This window comes from Salmonella sp. 2020_1459 (genome assembly GCF_043847915.1).
Taxonomy (GTDB): domain Bacteria; phylum Pseudomonadota; class Gammaproteobacteria; order Enterobacterales; family Enterobacteriaceae; genus Salmonella; species Salmonella enterica.
Genome location: NZ_JBCMFA010000007.1, coordinates 262,665 through 277,652 on the forward strand (window position 1 = coordinate 262,665; position 14,988 = coordinate 277,652).

Below are 14,988 nucleotides of genomic sequence, written 5' to 3' on the forward strand. Positions count from 1 at the left end.
TTGATGAGGTCTGGCTACCGTAAGCCATCAGGGGGCGTTGTATCAATAACCAGGAGTTACCAGGGTGCCGCACGAAACACTGTTAGATAATCAAGGCTGGTTTAAAAAGCTGGCGCGGCGTTTTGGTCCCGGTCATGTCGTCAACACCTGTTTTCTGATCGTGATGCTGTTCTCGACGCTACTTACCTGGCGGGAAGTGATGATATTGAAAGACGCGTATGTCGCCAGTCAGCGCAATCATCTGGGGAGCGTCGCGAATGTCCTTGACCGCCAACTGCAATTCAACATGGACAGGTTGATCTTTTTACGCAACGGTATGCATGAAGCGCTGGTGGCGCCGCTGGCTTTTTCCGCATTGCAAAGCGCGGTGACGCAGTTTGAGCAACGACGCGTCAGACATTTCTGGCAACTGGAGCTGGATAAGCGGCGGACATTGCCGTTATATGGCGTTTCCGATCAATTTGTCGCCCGGACGACGCTTCTTTCGCGGGAGAGTCGTGACCTGGCAAATGAATTAACCGCCACGCTGGAGTTAGGGTATCTGGCGCGTCTGGCGCGCTCATCCGCCATGCTGACGCTGGAGACGATGTATGTTTCTCGCTCAGGGTTTTACCTCTCAACTCTCCCTACGGCGTACGGTAGCGATATTGTCTCCCGTTACTATCAGTACGTGACTCAGCCCTGGTTTATCGAGCAAAGCCAACGGCGTAACCCACAGCGCGGCGTGCGGTGGTTTACCTCCGCACAGCCCTATGTTGCTGACGAGCAGAAAAAAGTGACAGCCAGTCTACCGCTGGATCACGATAATTACTGGTATGGCGTACTGGCAATGGATATTCCCGTCGCGTCATTACAGCGGTTCCTGCGCGATGCGGCCGAAAAGGATATTGAAGGGGAATATCAGCTATACGATAACCATCTCCGTTTGTTGACGGACTCCGCGCCGGAACAACAAACCGCGAATACGTTAAATGACCGTGAGCGCGCCTTACTGGCGCGTGAAATAGAAAAAGATACCCTGGGCGGGCTGCGTTTAGGAACGCATTATGTAAGCTGGGAGCGGCTGGATCATTTTGATGGCGTCCTGCTGCGCGTGCATACATTACGTGAAGGCATACAAGGGAATTTTGGCAGTATTAGTATCGCGCTGACGCTGTTATGGGTGCTTTTTACGGCGATGCTGTTGATCTCCTGGGGCGTTATTCGACATATGGTCAAAAACATGTTTGTTCTGCAAAATTCGCTGCAATGGCAGGCATGGCACGATCCTCTGACCCGGCTATATAACCGTGGCGCGCTGTTTGAAAAAGCGTCCAGGCTGGCAAAGCGCTACCGGGAAGCCCGCCAGCCATTTTCTGTGATACAGCTGGATTTAGATTATTTTAAAAGCGTTAACGATCGCTTTGGTCATCAGGCAGGCGATCGCGTGTTGTCCCATGCCGCTGGGCTCATTGGCAGCACCATTCGAGCGCACGACATCGCCGGACGGGTAGGGGGCGAAGAGTTTTGTATCGTTCTGCCCGGCGCGACGAAAGCGCAGGCGCTGCAGATTGCCGAACGCATACGCCAGCGCATTAATGACAAAGAGATTCTGGTGACGAAAAGCACGACGCTTCGTATCAGCGCGTCAATGGGGATCAGTAGCGCGGAGGAATACGGCGACTATGATTTTGAGCAGTTGCAGTCGCTGGCCGACAAACGGCTTTATTACGCCAAACAGTCCGGACGTAACCGTATTTGCGCCAGCGACGCGACTCAGGAGCGGGAAAAGAAATAGTCCATGCCTTCGCGCCAGCCATCCGGCCCTTCGTTCTGGCTACGGTAGACGCGCTGAGGATCGTCGTTACGCAAATGTACGCCCTCCCGGTTTAGCCCTTTAACGACAACCGCATAATCCATCACATCCAGTAAGGGCGCATCATTGGGGCCGTCTCCTAGCCCCAACGTCAGAGGACGCGCGCGCCACTGCCGACGATATGCTTCAATCAGCCAGTTGGCAGCCTGATCTTTTCCGGCGGAGGCGTCCAGCACATGCCAGAAACGGGCGCCATGGACAAATTGCAGTCCCAGGTCATTTAAACGGGCGACAAACTGCGCCATGCGTTCATCGCTATCGCGCCAGATCAGCGACACCGACGCTTCATGCAGACGGGTTAGGGCAGACTGTGCCCGGTTTAGGCCCGTCCATTCGCTTATCACCTGATCGTCAACGTCATCAAACGTGGTGAACTTAAACTGTTCCTTTTCACGCAACTTATGCAGGACGAGGCGGATTTCGTTGTGAGAAATACCGGCTATCAGGCGGGGATAGTTGGGATGGTCTTCCCAGTGAACGTCCAGTTGGATCACCGCGCCGTTTTCCGCAATCAGCGGCAGTCCCTGTAGATTTAACGTCGTCTGGAGCTGGAGCATTTCAGCCGCGGTTTTACTGCTACAGAGGATCACAGGCACGCCGCTTTCATGCAGGCGTGTAAGCCAGGGGGCCGCGGGCTGCCACTCAAAAGTGTGGCTGTTCAGCAATGTGCCGTCCAGATCGGTAAAAATCAGCAAGGGGTCATGGATTGAGAGCATTTTTTCCTCATTTTCCGTTGCAACGGCGGGCTTATTTCCAGGAAAAATCCTAAAGCACATCCGAAAGAAGTCGAACGCTAACTGGAACCGATCCCGTCGCTTCCAGGCAGCACATGCGTTGTCACACTTTTGCTACCGAACTATTAGCGCGCTTAATTATTCATGTAAAAAATATTTACTTGTCATGCAAAAAAATTGCAGATAAGGTAAATCTCACATCAGATTTCCTGGTGTAACGAATTTTCAAGTGCTTCTTGCATAAGCAAGTTTGATCCCGACCCGTAGGGCCGGGATTTTTTTCGGCCATTTTTAACGGTTTACTTCTGTTACACTAAAATCATGAATATCCAGCTCGAATGCTTCAGCTAATTCATGCCATGTATGATATTCCCGTCCGTCTACGCTCACCCGCTCAGGATCTTCCTGGCTACGGTGAACCTCGCTTTCGCTGATTTCATTGATGGCCGCCAGTAGCGCATCTACATCGACGCTCACTTCGCGCTTGGCCGTATCACTGTACTCTTTTGCCGTTTTCATCTTCACTACCTCACGGGTTCCTGACAGCCTAAGTATAGACCGTTGAGAAAACCAGCAAACACGCCGGCAAGGCGCTGTCAGACGCAGAAAATTGTTCTACACTGGCACAAAGCGACAGGAGGAAAATGATGAAGGTGAATGATCGGGTAACCGTTAAAACGGACGGCGGTCCCCGCCGACCAGGCGTGGTACTGGCAGTGGAAGAATTTAGTGAAGGCACAATGTACCTGGTTTCGCTGGAGGATTACCCGCTCGGCATCTGGTTCTTCAATGAGTCAGGTCACCAGGATGGTATTTTTGTCGAGAAGGCGGAGCAGGACTAATTGAGCCGGACTGGAGGTACATTGCCAGTCCGGATGTCTCAGCGCATGTTAACAAAAATGCCGTTAGTGACGTTATCTGTCAGCCGCACTACGTGATAGATCACTTGTTTATTATGCGTTTTTATCTTTCTTTTTATATTCCCCTTATGGGAGGATACTGTTTTTGCTTTAATATTCATTCTGTCAGAAATCTGAATGGTTCCCTGACCTTCCATCCACATTCGCAACATGCTGGATTCAGTTCGACTTAACGATAATGTTGGTAAATTTATGGTTCCTGAAATACCCGACTCTTTTTTCAGAATATCGCCAAGAATGGTATCCAGCGAGTCAGGTTTAATCGATTTCGAGCTAATCAATAAGTTTTTTCTTACTAATAAATATTCATCAAAATGCACATTAGCAATTGCCATAAAAACAATAAATAACGTGTCAGGATGTTGATTAATGATTTGCTTTATTTGTTGACTGTCTGAAGGCGTATGAATGAAACAGTCCTCATTAATAAACACCACCGAAGGCTGATGCGCGCCACAAGCGATAGCGAGTTCGTCAACGGTTTCGATGTCGTTGATTTCCCTTTTTTTCACCCCTCTGCTGACCAGATACCCGCTTAACCCTAGCCGGGTGTAACTGCATAAATCCATAATAATCGTTGACATGGCATACCCTCACTCAATGCGTAACGATAATTCCCCTTACCTGAATAACTCACCATAATCAGACGGAACACGAATAGTCACCTTAGACAACGCTTACGCGGTTTTTCAGGCGAACTTACTATCCCGTAAAGTTACATATAATTTGCCAGGAATCATCTTAAAGTAAAGTGAATGTTGCGTTATGTGAGTGAAGTAAAAACAAATAAGGGGCAGCGGATATATCCTGGTGAATGTTTTTTAAAATTTATTTTCGGATAAACCTTAGTAAAACAGGATAAAAATTATGGGTTATTATTTATCGGCATCTCGCTAACAATATCAGCAAGCAAATTGAAAATTTCGCTGAATAAATGTTCGCAAAACGGCGCAATTAATGGCATTAGCGCGGCCATCAGCATAATGCCGACGGTGAGGGTAAGCGGGAAACCGATAACAAATATCGAGAGCTGCGGCGCCATGCGGTTTAATAGCCCCAGCGCCAGGTTAAGCGTAAGCAGGAGGGTAATGACCGGCAATGCCAGCATCAGTCCGTTTAAGAAAATGAGCCCTCCGGCCCTGGCGAGCGCCATAAATGCATTACTGTTCACCGGGTTACTACCGATGGGCAGAGTGTGGAAGGTATCGACCAGCAGCGAAATAAGCCACAAATGGCCATTAAAGGTGAGAAACAGTAGCATGGCGAGCATATCCATAATACGCGCCAGAACCGGCATATTCAGGTGGCTGCCCGGGTCGACGAAGGTGGCAAAGGAAAGCCCCATTTGCAGACCGATAAACTCACCTGCGGTACGCACCGCCGCAAAGGCGAATTGCATGGTAAATCCCAGCGCAATACCGATCAGAATTTGTTGCATCGCCAGCCATAAGGCGGCAATAGAAAAAAGCGGCGTATCGTTTGCCGGTAGCGACGGCGCGATAACGAGGGTAATCATTATTCCCAACCCCAGTTTTACCCGCTTGGGAATAGCGCGCTCACTGAGAATGGGCGCCGTTGAAATCAGCGCCAGTATGCGCAGCAAAGGCCAGAAATAGAGATGCAGCCAGTATAGCCATTGCTCGCTTGTAACCTGTATCATCGTTCTGTTTATCCGATGATATAAGGTAAATTGCTGAACAGAGTGCGTACGTAGTCCAGCAGCAGGTTGAGCATCCACGGGCCGGCAACGATAATTGCGATGAATACCGCGACGATTTTAGGGATAAACGACAGCGTCATTTCATTAATCTGAGTCGCGGCCTGCAAGATGCTGATAATGAGGCCGGTAATCAGCGCGACGAGTAACAGCGGCGCAGCCAGGGCGAGAGCGACTTTCATCGCCTCGGTGCCCATCATCATGACGGATTCAGGAGTCATTTTGCGCCTCTAACTGTAAAAGCTTTGGGCCAGCGACCCTACAAGCAATTGCCAACCATCGACCAGCACAAACAGCATCAGCTTAAACGGCAGGGCGATTGTCGCTGGCGGCACCATCATCATCCCTAACGCCATCAATACGCTGGCGATCACCAGGTCGATAATCAAAAAAGGGATAAAAATCGTAAAACCGATCTGAAACGCCGTCTTTAATTCGCTGGTGACATAAGCGGGCAGGAGGATACGCATCGGTACTGCTTCCGGTCCCTGTAACGGACCGCTATTGGCCAGACGGGCAAACAGCGCCAGATCGGCTTCGCGGGTTTGGCGCAGCATGAACGCGCGTAACGGTTGCGCGCCTTTGTCCAGCGCTTCCTGCATAGAAATTTTCTGCTCGCTAAACGGCTGGTAAGCATCCACGTAAATCTTGTCAATGACGGGCGACATAATAAAAAAGGTCAAAAACAACGCCAGCCCGAGTAACACCTGATTTGGCGGTGCCGAGGGCGTGCCCAGCGCGTTACGCAACAGGCCAAAAACAATGATGATACGCGTGAAGCTCGTCATCATCAGTAAAATCGCCGGCAGAAACGTCAGCGAGGTGATGAAAACCAGCGTCTGGACGGATAATGACCAGCTTTGGCCTCCGCCCGCTAATGGTTGGCTGATAAGCCCCGGCAGTTGCGCAGCGGCGGCGGGACTAAAAAGCCACAGACCCGCCAGAGAAAGGAATAACAAACGGCGCATCAGGATCTCCCGGAACGCTTGAGTAAGCTCTTCATCATGTTCTGGAAATCCGCCGGTGGGGCAACGGGTGCTTCCGTGTCATTCTCCGCGGGCGGGAGGGTGTGCAGCAGGTTGATCTGCGAGGCGGTCACGCCCAGTACCAGACGCGCATTTTCGACCTCGACAATCACCACGCGTTCGCGCGGGCCAAGCGAGGCGCTGGCTGACACCTTGAGTCCCCGGACGCTATTTCCTTTGGGCGCGAATCCCATACGCTTAATCACCCAGGCCGCCGCCAGAATGAGCGCAATAATGCCAATTAATGCGCCGCTCACCTGCATGAGCGGCGATCCGGCTGGCGCGGTGGGCTGAGAAACCGTGGCCTCTGTCTTCATCATTAACGACTCAAACGACGCATACGCTCGGACGGCGTAATAATATCGGTGATACGTACGCCGTATTTATCCGCCACGACGACCACTTCACCCTGGGCAATCAGGTAGCCATTAATCAGGATATCCAGCGGCTCGCCGGCCAGCCCGTCCAGCGCGACGACCGACCCCTGCGTCAGACGCAGCAGTTCTTTAATGGTCATTCGCGTGCGGCCCAGCTCTACGGTCAGTTTGACCGGGATATCCATAATCAGATCGATATCCTGCATAGCACCGCTGACATCGCCGCCGCCAAGCTGTTGGAAAACCGCGTCGGCGGCGCTTTTATTGGTGGTCGCTTTTTGCTCGTTTAACGCGTCAGCCCACAGATCATCCAATGCGCCAGTATTCTCATCGGACGGATTATTCATGTCACTCATTTGGGCTGTTCCTCATTCAGCGAATTCAAAATTGGGTTGATCAAATGTTCTACGCGTAGCGCATACTGTCCGTTTACGGTGCCATATTGGCTGGTGAGTACCGGAACGCCGTCCACATGAGCAATAATGCGGTCGGGTTTTTCAATCGGCAGTACATCGCCGGGTTTCAGCTTCAAAATCTGGGAAAGACGTAACGGAATATCGGCAAAATTGGCCACCAGCTCCAGTTCAGAGTGCTGAACCTGGCGTACCAGGTTATCACGCCAGTTCTGATCTTCATGGCGCGAGTTTTCCAGCGGCGGATTCACCAGCAGCTCACGCAGCGGCTCGATCATGCTAAATGGCAGACAGATGTTAAATTCACCGGTCAGATTGCCGATCTCCACATGAAACGGCGTATTGACGACGATATCGTTCGGCGAGGTGGTGATATTGGTAAATTTCACCTGCATTTCGGAACGCACATACTCCACTTCCAGCGGATTAATGGCTTTCCATGCGTCGCTATAGCCTTCCAGCGCCAGTTTCAGCATACGGTTGATGACACGCTGTTCCGTATGGGTAAACTCGCGGCCCTCGACTTTGGTCGGAAAACGACCGTCGCCGCCGAACAAGTTATCGACGGCAATAAACACCAGACTCGGCGAGAACACCACCAGCCCGGTGCCGCGTAGCGGCTTCAGGTGGATCAGGTTCAGGTTGGTCGGTACCGGCAGGTTACGCGCAAATTCGTGATACGGCTGAATACGTATGGCACCCACGGTAATATCCGGGCTGCGGCGCAGCAGGTTAAATAATCCCATCCGGAACTGGCGTGCGAAACGCTCGTTAATAATCTCCAGCGCCTGCAAGCGTTCACGCACGACGCGACGCTGAGTATTGGGATCGTAAGGGCGAATATCGCTATCGCTTGCGATACCGGGAGTGGGTTCGTCTTTGGTGTCGCTGTCGCCGTTCAACAGCGCGTCGATTTCAGCCTGAGAAAGAATACTATCGCCCATATCGTTACCGCAGAATAAAAGCTGTATAAAGCACGTCAGTGACGACCTGTTTTGGTTGTCCGGCAACGATCGGCGCGGCCAGCGTCTCTTTAATGGCGGCAATCAGTTTTTGTTTGCCAGCTTCTGTTGAGAGCTCGGCGGCATTCTGGCGGGAAAACAACAACAGCAGACGGCTGCGTACTTCCGGCAGATATTCATTTAATCGCGCGCGTGTCGCTTCGTCTTTCAGGCGCAGGGTCACGCCGATATACAACACGCGATCCGCATCGCCCAGATTGACGGTAAACGTATCCAGCGCAAAAAATACCGGCGCGGGCGGCGGAGCCGGTTCCGCTTTAGCGTTCGTGGTCGGTTGCTGCTGCATACGCCAGTAGCTATAACCGGCGGTCGCGCAGGCGGCGAGGGTAATCAACACCAGCAAAGGTATCCAAATCGAGCGTTTGCTCTTTTTGTTAATCGCGGAGTCAGTCATCTGATACGGGCTTCCTGTTTCGGTACTGCTTATTGGCTGATTATCCCGTGTCCTGTCCACGACAAAGCGTGGAAAAGACGCGGATAATCATGCTACCTCTGGCGTTAGGCGAAGATATCCACTGCGCCATTGCCGCGCGCGGCGGCCTGAAGCGAGGCCGGCGCCGCTAACGCTATGTCATCTTCAGCGCCAAACGCGTCCGTGTGTTGGGCGCGGGAAGACTGTTGTTGCGATGAAGACTGCTGCTGTCCGGCAAAGCTTTCGCTACTGATGCTGCTTTGTCCCAACTGAATGCCGCTTTCCGCCAACTGAGTGCGCAACATGGGCAGGGCGGCTTCCAGCGCGGCGCGGACATGGCTGTGCGGCGATACCATCTGGAGCTGCGCCTGATTGTCATCCAGCTTGAGCGAAATATGCACCTGACCTAACTCTTCCGGATGCAATCGAAGCTGCGCGCTTTGCTGTCCCTGACGCGTAAATAACATGACCTGCTGACTGAACGTTTGCTGCCATTCATGGCTGCCTAACGGCGCGCTGAGTACCGGGGCTGAGGCGACAGGTAGCGGTTGCGGTTGCGCCGTGGCGCTGCTGAGCGTCGGCATTGCCGCGCCATGCGTTACTGGCGCGGGCGGGCTATCCACCTCCACTTTCGCGCTGGTCGCGGCGGCAGCGACCACCAGCGGCGTCAGTGATGGCCCCGTGGCGCGATCGTCGCTGGCGCGCGCAAGCGACGCCTCGGTTTTCCCTTTTTCATGCTCGCTAAAAGAGAGCGTATGTGTCTCTTCCTGCGGCGCCGATGGCATGTCGCCGCGCAACAGTGACGGCAAGGCGATGTGATTTTCAGCCGGCGTCTCTCCGGCGACAGGCGTCGCGACAGGTTGTCCGGGCAGCATGGCGAATAAGGCGCTCAGACTGGCAAGATCCTCATCGCTCAGCGCGGGCGTTTTCTCATCATGCTGCGCCGTCTTACTCAGTGCGGCCAGAGCGCTGGTTTTCAACGATGGCGTTAGCGTAGACAGTAGATGCTGCGCTTGTGTCAGATCGGTAAGCGTTTCATCCGTCGCATTCGCTTTTTGCGCCAGCAGGTCGGCAAGCTTCACCGCCTGGCCCGGCTCGCCATGTTGGGTCAGTAGCTCTTTCGATAACTTGCCGCCTGCCGCCTGTAAATCGGCCAGCGTGATGCGGGCGTCTTTGCCCTGTGCGCCGTCTGCGCCTAACGCGCCCGCCAGGAGCGCCAGAAAGTCCTCGGCTGAACCGGTGGTTTTTCCTGACGTCAGACCCGCGGTCATGTCGGTATCGGTGGTGATCAGTTGGGGCAGGGTGATCATTCGGGTTTCCTCATTGCTGCACGCTGAGCAAATTCATCCATCTTTTTCTGATCCATGCGGTTTTCAGCTAACAGCGCTGCCGCGGTTTGTCGGTCCTGTAAGGTTTGCCAGGCCTGAAGTCGCTGCTTTTTCTCACGCCAGCTCTTCAGCGCCAGGTCGACTTTTTGCGTCCACTGCGTAAGCTGGAGGCGATGCTGCTCTATCGCCTTTTCCAGTGTCTGAATAAACTGCTGATAGTTGATCCAGCGATTACTGGCGATGCCGTTGCCCATATCGGTGTTCAAATTACTGCGATACTCATTCTGATAATCGATCAGCATTTTGAGCTGTTCTTCCGCCTGTTGGCAGCCGCGACGCATTTCGCCCAGTAAACGCGCCGCGTCATCTACCTCTTTTTCGGCCAGATCTTTGAGTGTTTCCAGAGCGCCATGTTGTGCCATGATCGTCGCCCTCCTGCTTTATCACACCGTCGGGAAAATTAAATCGAGCGCCTGCAGAGAGTCCTCCCAGTCGGCCCGTTCAAAAATGCCTTGCTGTAAAAACGCTTCCAGTTGCGGCCATAAGGTAATGGCTTTATCGAGCATCGGATCGCTACCTTTGGCATAAGCGCCGACGCTGACCAGATCGCGGTTACGCTGGAAACTGGAAAGCAACTGTTTAAATAGCCGTACCCGCGCATAGTGCTGCTCGGTAATGAGCGCGGTCATCGCCCGGCTGATTGACGCCTCTATATCAATGGCCGGATAGTGCCCGGCCTCCGCCAGACGGCGGGACAAGACAATGTGCCCGTCGAGGATTGCGCGTGCCGAGTCGGCAATGGGATCTTGTTGGTCGTCCCCCTCGGTCAACACGGTATAAAACGCGGTGATAGAGCCACCGCCGTGGATGCCATTACCGGCACGCTCGACCAGCGCCGGCAGCTTTGCGAACACCGAGGGCGGATAACCTTTGGTGGCTGGCGGTTCGCCGATTGCCAGCGCAATTTCACGCTGTGCCATCGCATAGCGCGTCAGCGAATCCATAATCAGCAACACATGCTGTCCGCGATCGCGAAAGTCTTCGGCGATGCGGGTGGCATAGGCGGCGCCCTGCATTCGCAGCAGCGGCGAAACATCCGCCGGGGCGGCAATCACCACCGAACGCGCGCGACCGTCGGGGCCGAGAATATTTTCGATAAAATCTTTAACTTCGCGGCCACGTTCGCCGATAAGTCCCACGACAATCACGTCCGCCCGCGTGTAGCGCGCCATCATGCCAAGCAGAACCGACTTACCGACGCCGGAACCAGCAAAGAGTCCCATACGCTGACCGCGCCCTACGGTTAACAACGCGTTGATAGCGCGTACGCCGGTATCCAGCACATGTTCGATTGGCGTTCGCTGTAGCGGGTTAAACGGCGGCGTGATTAACGCGCCGGTTTCCAGCGTATCCGGCGCAGGCAGTCCGTCGAGCGGTTTACCGCCGCCATCCAGCACCCGACCAAGCAGGGCCGGGCCGAGCGGTAGCTGTTTGCCGCTTTGCAGACCGTCGCCATGTCCGTTACGGGCGTAAACGCGGGCACCGGGCAGAATGCCTTCGACCTCTTCCAGCGGCATTAAAAACAGACGCTGGCCGTTAAAACCGACGACTTCCGATTCCACCTCTTTGGTTTCAGGGCCGTCCTGGCGCTCAATAATGCAGGTGGCGCCCAGCGGAAGCTGGAGACCGGTGGCCTCCAGTACCAGGCCCGTGGCGCGGGTTAAACGTCCATAACGACGCACCGCCGGTAATAACGCCATTTTGGCTTCAAAGTTGTCGAGCGCGGTAAGCCAGCGGGTCAGACGCGTGGTCATCAGAGCACTCCCGGCGCCGCCAGGCGACACAACTCTTGCCAGCGAGTGGCGACGCTGGCGTCCAGATCGCCCTCATCGGCAGAGACTTTACACCCGCCGTGATGCAACGTTGGATCGCCGCGTAACCGCCATCCGTGAAGACTGAGCGTGGCGCCCAGCATCTCTTCCACCCGCTGTAAGTCGTCCGGATGCACGCGCAACTGCGGCTTGCCGCTAAAGAGCGGCTCTTGCTGCAACAGTTGTTGAATCTGTTTAATCAGCGCCGAGTTGTCCACCGCCGGCGTTTGGCCGATGACCTGACGCGCGGCCTCCAGGGCCATTTGCATCAGCCGTGAGGCGATAACGCTATCGAGCGCGTCAAGCGTGTTCTGAAACTCGCTCACTAACTGCTGCATACGGGCATGAATCGGCGCCTGCTGCGTCTGCGCCTGGGCTTGTCCTCGCTCCAGCCCCTGCGCTAACCCTTCCTGGTATCCCTGCGCGTGTCCTTTTTGCCGTCCCTCCGCCAGCCCGGCGTTATAACCTTGTTCATGGGCCTGTATTTTTAGCTGCGCCAGCTCCTGCTCCAGCTGCTGTTCGGCAGTGAGTTCGGGCTCCGGCGTATCGTCTGTCAAGGTCACGTTATCAGCCTCAACCGGCACAAACGTCTCCGGCGGCGGGGCGAGATCGTCGGGGGTCCAGACTTGCCACGGCAATTCATTAGACATAGGTATCCTCGCCGCTGCCAATCACCATTTCGCCGGTTTCCGCCAGACGACGCACAATAAGCAGAATCGCTTTCTGCTCGTTTTCCACCTGAGACAGACGAACCGGGCCACGGTTGGCAAGGTCGTCGCGCAGGATATCGGCGGCGCGCTGGGACATATTGCGCAGGAACTTCTCGCGTAATGGCGGTTCGGCGCCTTTCAGAGCGATCAGCAGCGATTCGGAATCCACTTCCTGCAACAGACGCTGGATACTGCGATCGTCCACATCCACCAGATTTTCGAACAGGAACATCTCGTCGATGATTTTCTGCGCCAGTTCGCCGTCGAATTCGCGCACAGCGGTAATAACCGCTTCTTCCTGCTGCGTTTTCATCAGGTTGATAATTTCCGCCGCGGTTCTTACGCCGCCCATTTTGCTGCGTTTCAGGTTCTGACCATCGAGCAGGCCATTCAGCACTTCGGTCAACTCCGCCAGCGCCGCCGGCTGTACGCCGCCAAATGTCGCGATACGCAGCATCACATCATGACGCAGTCGTTCGTCAAACAGCGCCAGAATATCGGCGGCCTGACTGCGTTTGAGGTGGACCAGAATGGTGGCGATAATCTGCGGGTGCTCGTCGCGAATCAGGTCGGCGGCGCTCTGCGGTTCCATAAAGTTGAGCGTTTCGATACCGCTGGTGGTATCGCGCGTTTCCAGAATATCTTCCAGCAGGCTGGAGGCGCGTTCTTCGCCCAGCGCTTTAACCAGTACGGAGCGCAGGTATTCGTTGGCGTTAATATTCAGCGCGGCGAACTGCTCCGCTTCTTGCTCAAACTCTGATAGTACGTCCGTCAGTTGTTTGTTGGAGATCTGACGCACGTTAGCCATCGCCGTACTTAACGCCTGTACTTCGCGGGTGGAGAGGTGTTTAAACACCTCTGCCGCCCGGTCTTCGCCAATGGTCATCAACAAAATGACACTTTTATCGGTACCGCTAAGATTACTCATGATCGTTACTCATCCACTGGCGAATGACCAGCGCCACCACGCGCGGATCGTTGTCTGACATTTCGCGAATACGCTGGCTCATCACCTCAGCGCCCAGACGCTGGTTAGCCCGGCGTTGCTGGAGCTGCTCGTCTTTGCTAAGGCGTACTTCCACGGCTTCTTCGGTTTCCTGGCGAACCTGCGCCTGTTCCTGCGCCGCTTTCGCTTCTTCAACGCGGCGCGTCAACTGCGGACGTACCGCTTTGCGCCACAGAATCCAGGCCACCACCAGCACCAGTAACCAGCGACCTGCCGCGAGCAACTGATCGATAAAGGACTGCTGTTGCCAGAAGGGCAGTTCGCCGCCGGTGTCATCCACTGCGCTAAACGGTGAATTCACCACGTTTAGCGTATCGCCGCGTTTATCAGAAAAACCCATCGCCTCACGGGTTAGATCCTCGATCTGTTTCATCTGATCGGCGGTCAATGGCAGCGGTTTGCCATCCGCCAGCGTTTTGTAATTCACCACGACGGCCACGGAGAGACGCTCAATATCGCCCACGTTCATTTTGGTGTGACGAATGGTGCGGTCCACTTCGTAGTTACTGGTTTCATTACGCTGTGTACTGCGCGGGCCAGCACTGTTACTGTTGGTACTGGTGCTGGTTTGTGGCGTATTCTGCGCGTTTTGTTGATTGGTCGGCGGCGTAGCGATCGGCGCCTCGTTAGGCGGCGCTGGTTGGTTCGACAGCGCGCCAGGCACGCCGCCGGGATAGCCCGCGCCTACCTGTTCGCTAATATTCAACTGACGTGAACGCAGGGTGGCCTTCGACGCATCGCCGTTCGGGCTGTAGTGCTCTTCCGTCTGCTCTTTATTGGCAAAATCCAACTGGGCGGTTACCTGAGCGTGAACATTACCGTTCCCGACGATAGGCGACAGAATGGCTTCGATACGGCGTTGGATGCGGCTTTCCACATCATTAGCAAATTTTAATTGCGCGTCATTAAGGTCGCGACCGCTGGTATTGGATTGCGTGAGCAGATGACCGGATTGATCGACCAGAGTGACGTTTCCTGGCGGCAAACCGGCGACAGCGCTGGAAACCAGATGTACCACGGCGCTAATTTGTCCTTCATCCAGCGCCCGTCCCGGTTCCAGTGTGACGGTGACGGAGGCGGAAGGGGATTTTTGTTCCCGCACAAATAGCGACGGCTTTGGCATCGCAAGGTGAACGCGGGCGCTTTTTACCGGCCCCAGCGTCTCGATCGTCCGGGCCAGTTCACCTTCCAGCGCGCGCTGATAATTCACCTGCTCGCTGAACTGGCTGATACCGAATTTTTCCTGATCAAGCAGTTCAAAGCCTACCGCGCCGCCTTTAGGCAGCCCCTGCTGCGCCAGACGCAGACGCAGTTCATGCACTTTGTCGGCGGGCACTTCAATCGCGCCGCTGCCATTGGCAAAGCGATAGGGGATATTCATCTGGGTCAACTGCGCGACGATCGCGCCGCCGTCCTGATCGGAAAGGTTGCTAAATAGCGTGCGGTAATCGGGCGTTTTGGCCCACAGCACCATCGCAACGACGATCGCCACGGCAGCGGAACCCGCCACAATTAACGGAATTCGGGGATTCGCGCGTAGGCGATTAAGCCACTCGAGAGGTTTAGGTTGGGTTGCAGTCGATGCAGTCGCACTCATC

Annotated in this window: 18 protein-coding genes; 2 read left to right on the top strand and 16 right to left on the bottom strand. The window is 54.6% G+C overall.

Features of this window, described 5'->3' with window-relative positions; all coding sequences use genetic code 11:
* Nucleotides 1-64: 64 nt before the first annotated feature.
* On the top strand, nt 65-1,777 hold the full coding sequence (dgcQ, locus tag ACH0VJ_RS18610; RefSeq protein ID WP_001119828.1) for a cellulose biosynthesis regulator diguanylate cyclase DgcQ: 1,713 nt from the start codon (nt 65-67) through the stop codon (nt 1,775-1,777).
* Here dgcQ and ACH0VJ_RS18615 read toward each other — a convergent pair.
* The gene (locus ACH0VJ_RS18615) at nt 1,756-2,571 is read right to left on the bottom strand and encodes a mannosyl-3-phosphoglycerate phosphatase-related protein (protein WP_000948794.1); all 816 of its coding nucleotides are present in this window, start codon (nt 2,569-2,571) and stop codon (nt 1,756-1,758) included. The two genes, dgcQ and ACH0VJ_RS18615, sit on opposite strands and share 22 nt — an antisense overlap.
* Nucleotides 2,572-2,880: 309 nt before the next feature.
* On the bottom strand, nt 2,881-3,108 hold the full coding sequence (gene yodD / locus ACH0VJ_RS18620; RefSeq protein WP_000844798.1) for a YodD family peroxide/acid resistance protein: 228 nt from the start codon (nt 3,106-3,108) through the stop codon (nt 2,881-2,883).
* Between the two features lie 128 nt (nt 3,109-3,236).
* Here yodD and dsrB point away from each other — a divergent pair, with 128 nt between their 5' ends.
* A complete protein-coding gene (gene dsrB, locus ACH0VJ_RS18625) occupies nt 3,237-3,431 on the top strand; it encodes a protein DsrB (RefSeq protein ID WP_000867218.1) in 195 nt (64 codons plus the stop codon).
* Between the two features lie 38 nt (nt 3,432-3,469).
* Here the strand turns inward: dsrB and rcsA are convergent, their stop codons facing one another.
* The 14 genes from rcsA to fliF form a co-directional block, all read right to left on the bottom strand.
* Nucleotides 3,470-4,093 carry a transcriptional regulator RcsA gene (gene rcsA, locus ACH0VJ_RS18630; RefSeq protein WP_000103971.1) on the bottom strand — a complete coding sequence of 208 codons (624 nt, stop codon included), beginning with the start codon at nt 4,091-4,093 and terminating at the stop codon, nt 3,470-3,472.
* A gap of 281 nt (nt 4,094-4,374) precedes the next feature.
* Nucleotides 4,375-5,169, bottom strand: coding sequence for a flagellar biosynthetic protein FliR (fliR, locus tag ACH0VJ_RS18635; protein WP_000616949.1), 795 nt, complete (start codon nt 5,167-5,169; stop codon nt 4,375-4,377).
* An 8-nt stretch (nt 5,170-5,177) separates the two neighbouring features.
* Nucleotides 5,178-5,447, bottom strand: coding sequence for a flagellar biosynthesis protein FliQ (gene fliQ, locus ACH0VJ_RS18640; protein ID WP_000187355.1), 270 nt, complete (start codon nt 5,445-5,447; stop codon nt 5,178-5,180).
* Between the two features lie 9 nt (nt 5,448-5,456).
* Complete coding sequence (fliP, locus tag ACH0VJ_RS18645; protein ID WP_001253411.1) at nt 5,457-6,194, bottom strand: flagellar type III secretion system pore protein FliP; 738 nt, start codon at nt 6,192-6,194, stop codon at nt 5,457-5,459.
* Entirely contained in the window at nt 6,194-6,571 is a 378-nt protein-coding gene (fliO, locus tag ACH0VJ_RS18650) for a flagellar biosynthetic protein FliO (RefSeq protein ID WP_000978276.1), read from the bottom strand. Before fliO ends, fliP begins: the two co-directional genes overlap by 1 nt.
* A complete protein-coding gene (gene fliN, locus ACH0VJ_RS18655) occupies nt 6,571-6,984 on the bottom strand; it encodes a flagellar motor switch protein FliN (protein ID WP_001282111.1) in 414 nt (137 codons plus the stop codon). Before fliN ends, fliO begins: the two co-directional genes overlap by 1 nt.
* A complete protein-coding gene (gene fliM / locus ACH0VJ_RS18660) occupies nt 6,981-7,985 on the bottom strand; it encodes a flagellar motor switch protein FliM (protein ID WP_000502811.1) in 1,005 nt (334 codons plus the stop codon). Before fliM ends, fliN begins: the two co-directional genes overlap by 4 nt.
* Nucleotides 7,986-7,989: 4 nt before the next feature.
* Nucleotides 7,990-8,457 (bottom strand): flagellar basal body-associated protein FliL, encoded by a 468-nt coding sequence (fliL, locus tag ACH0VJ_RS18665; protein WP_371359476.1) that lies wholly within the window; start codon nt 8,455-8,457, stop codon nt 7,990-7,992.
* A gap of 104 nt (nt 8,458-8,561) precedes the next feature.
* Nucleotides 8,562-9,785, bottom strand: coding sequence for a flagellar hook length control protein FliK (gene fliK, locus ACH0VJ_RS18670; RefSeq protein ID WP_000631673.1), 1,224 nt, complete (start codon nt 9,783-9,785; stop codon nt 8,562-8,564).
* The gene (gene fliJ, locus ACH0VJ_RS18675) at nt 9,782-10,225 is read right to left on the bottom strand and encodes a flagellar export protein FliJ (protein ID WP_000046981.1); all 444 of its coding nucleotides are present in this window, start codon (nt 10,223-10,225) and stop codon (nt 9,782-9,784) included. Before fliJ ends, fliK begins: the two co-directional genes overlap by 4 nt.
* Nucleotides 10,226-10,246: 21 nt before the next feature.
* On the bottom strand, nt 10,247-11,617 hold the full coding sequence (gene fliI, locus ACH0VJ_RS18680; RefSeq protein ID WP_000213257.1) for a flagellar protein export ATPase FliI: 1,371 nt from the start codon (nt 11,615-11,617) through the stop codon (nt 10,247-10,249).
* Entirely contained in the window at nt 11,617-12,324 is a 708-nt protein-coding gene (gene fliH / locus ACH0VJ_RS18685) for a flagellar assembly protein FliH (protein WP_000064160.1), read from the bottom strand. The genes fliI and fliH overlap by 1 nt, the downstream gene beginning before the upstream one ends.
* Nucleotides 12,317-13,312: a flagellar motor switch protein FliG gene (fliG, locus tag ACH0VJ_RS18690; RefSeq protein ID WP_000067735.1), complete on the bottom strand. Its 996-nt coding sequence runs from the start codon at nt 13,310-13,312 to the stop codon at nt 12,317-12,319. Before fliG ends, fliH begins: the two co-directional genes overlap by 8 nt.
* A complete protein-coding gene (gene fliF / locus ACH0VJ_RS18695) occupies nt 13,305-14,987 on the bottom strand; it encodes a flagellar basal-body MS-ring/collar protein FliF (protein WP_001276833.1) in 1,683 nt (560 codons plus the stop codon). Before fliF ends, fliG begins: the two co-directional genes overlap by 8 nt.
* Nucleotide 14,988: the final 1 nt, after the last annotated feature.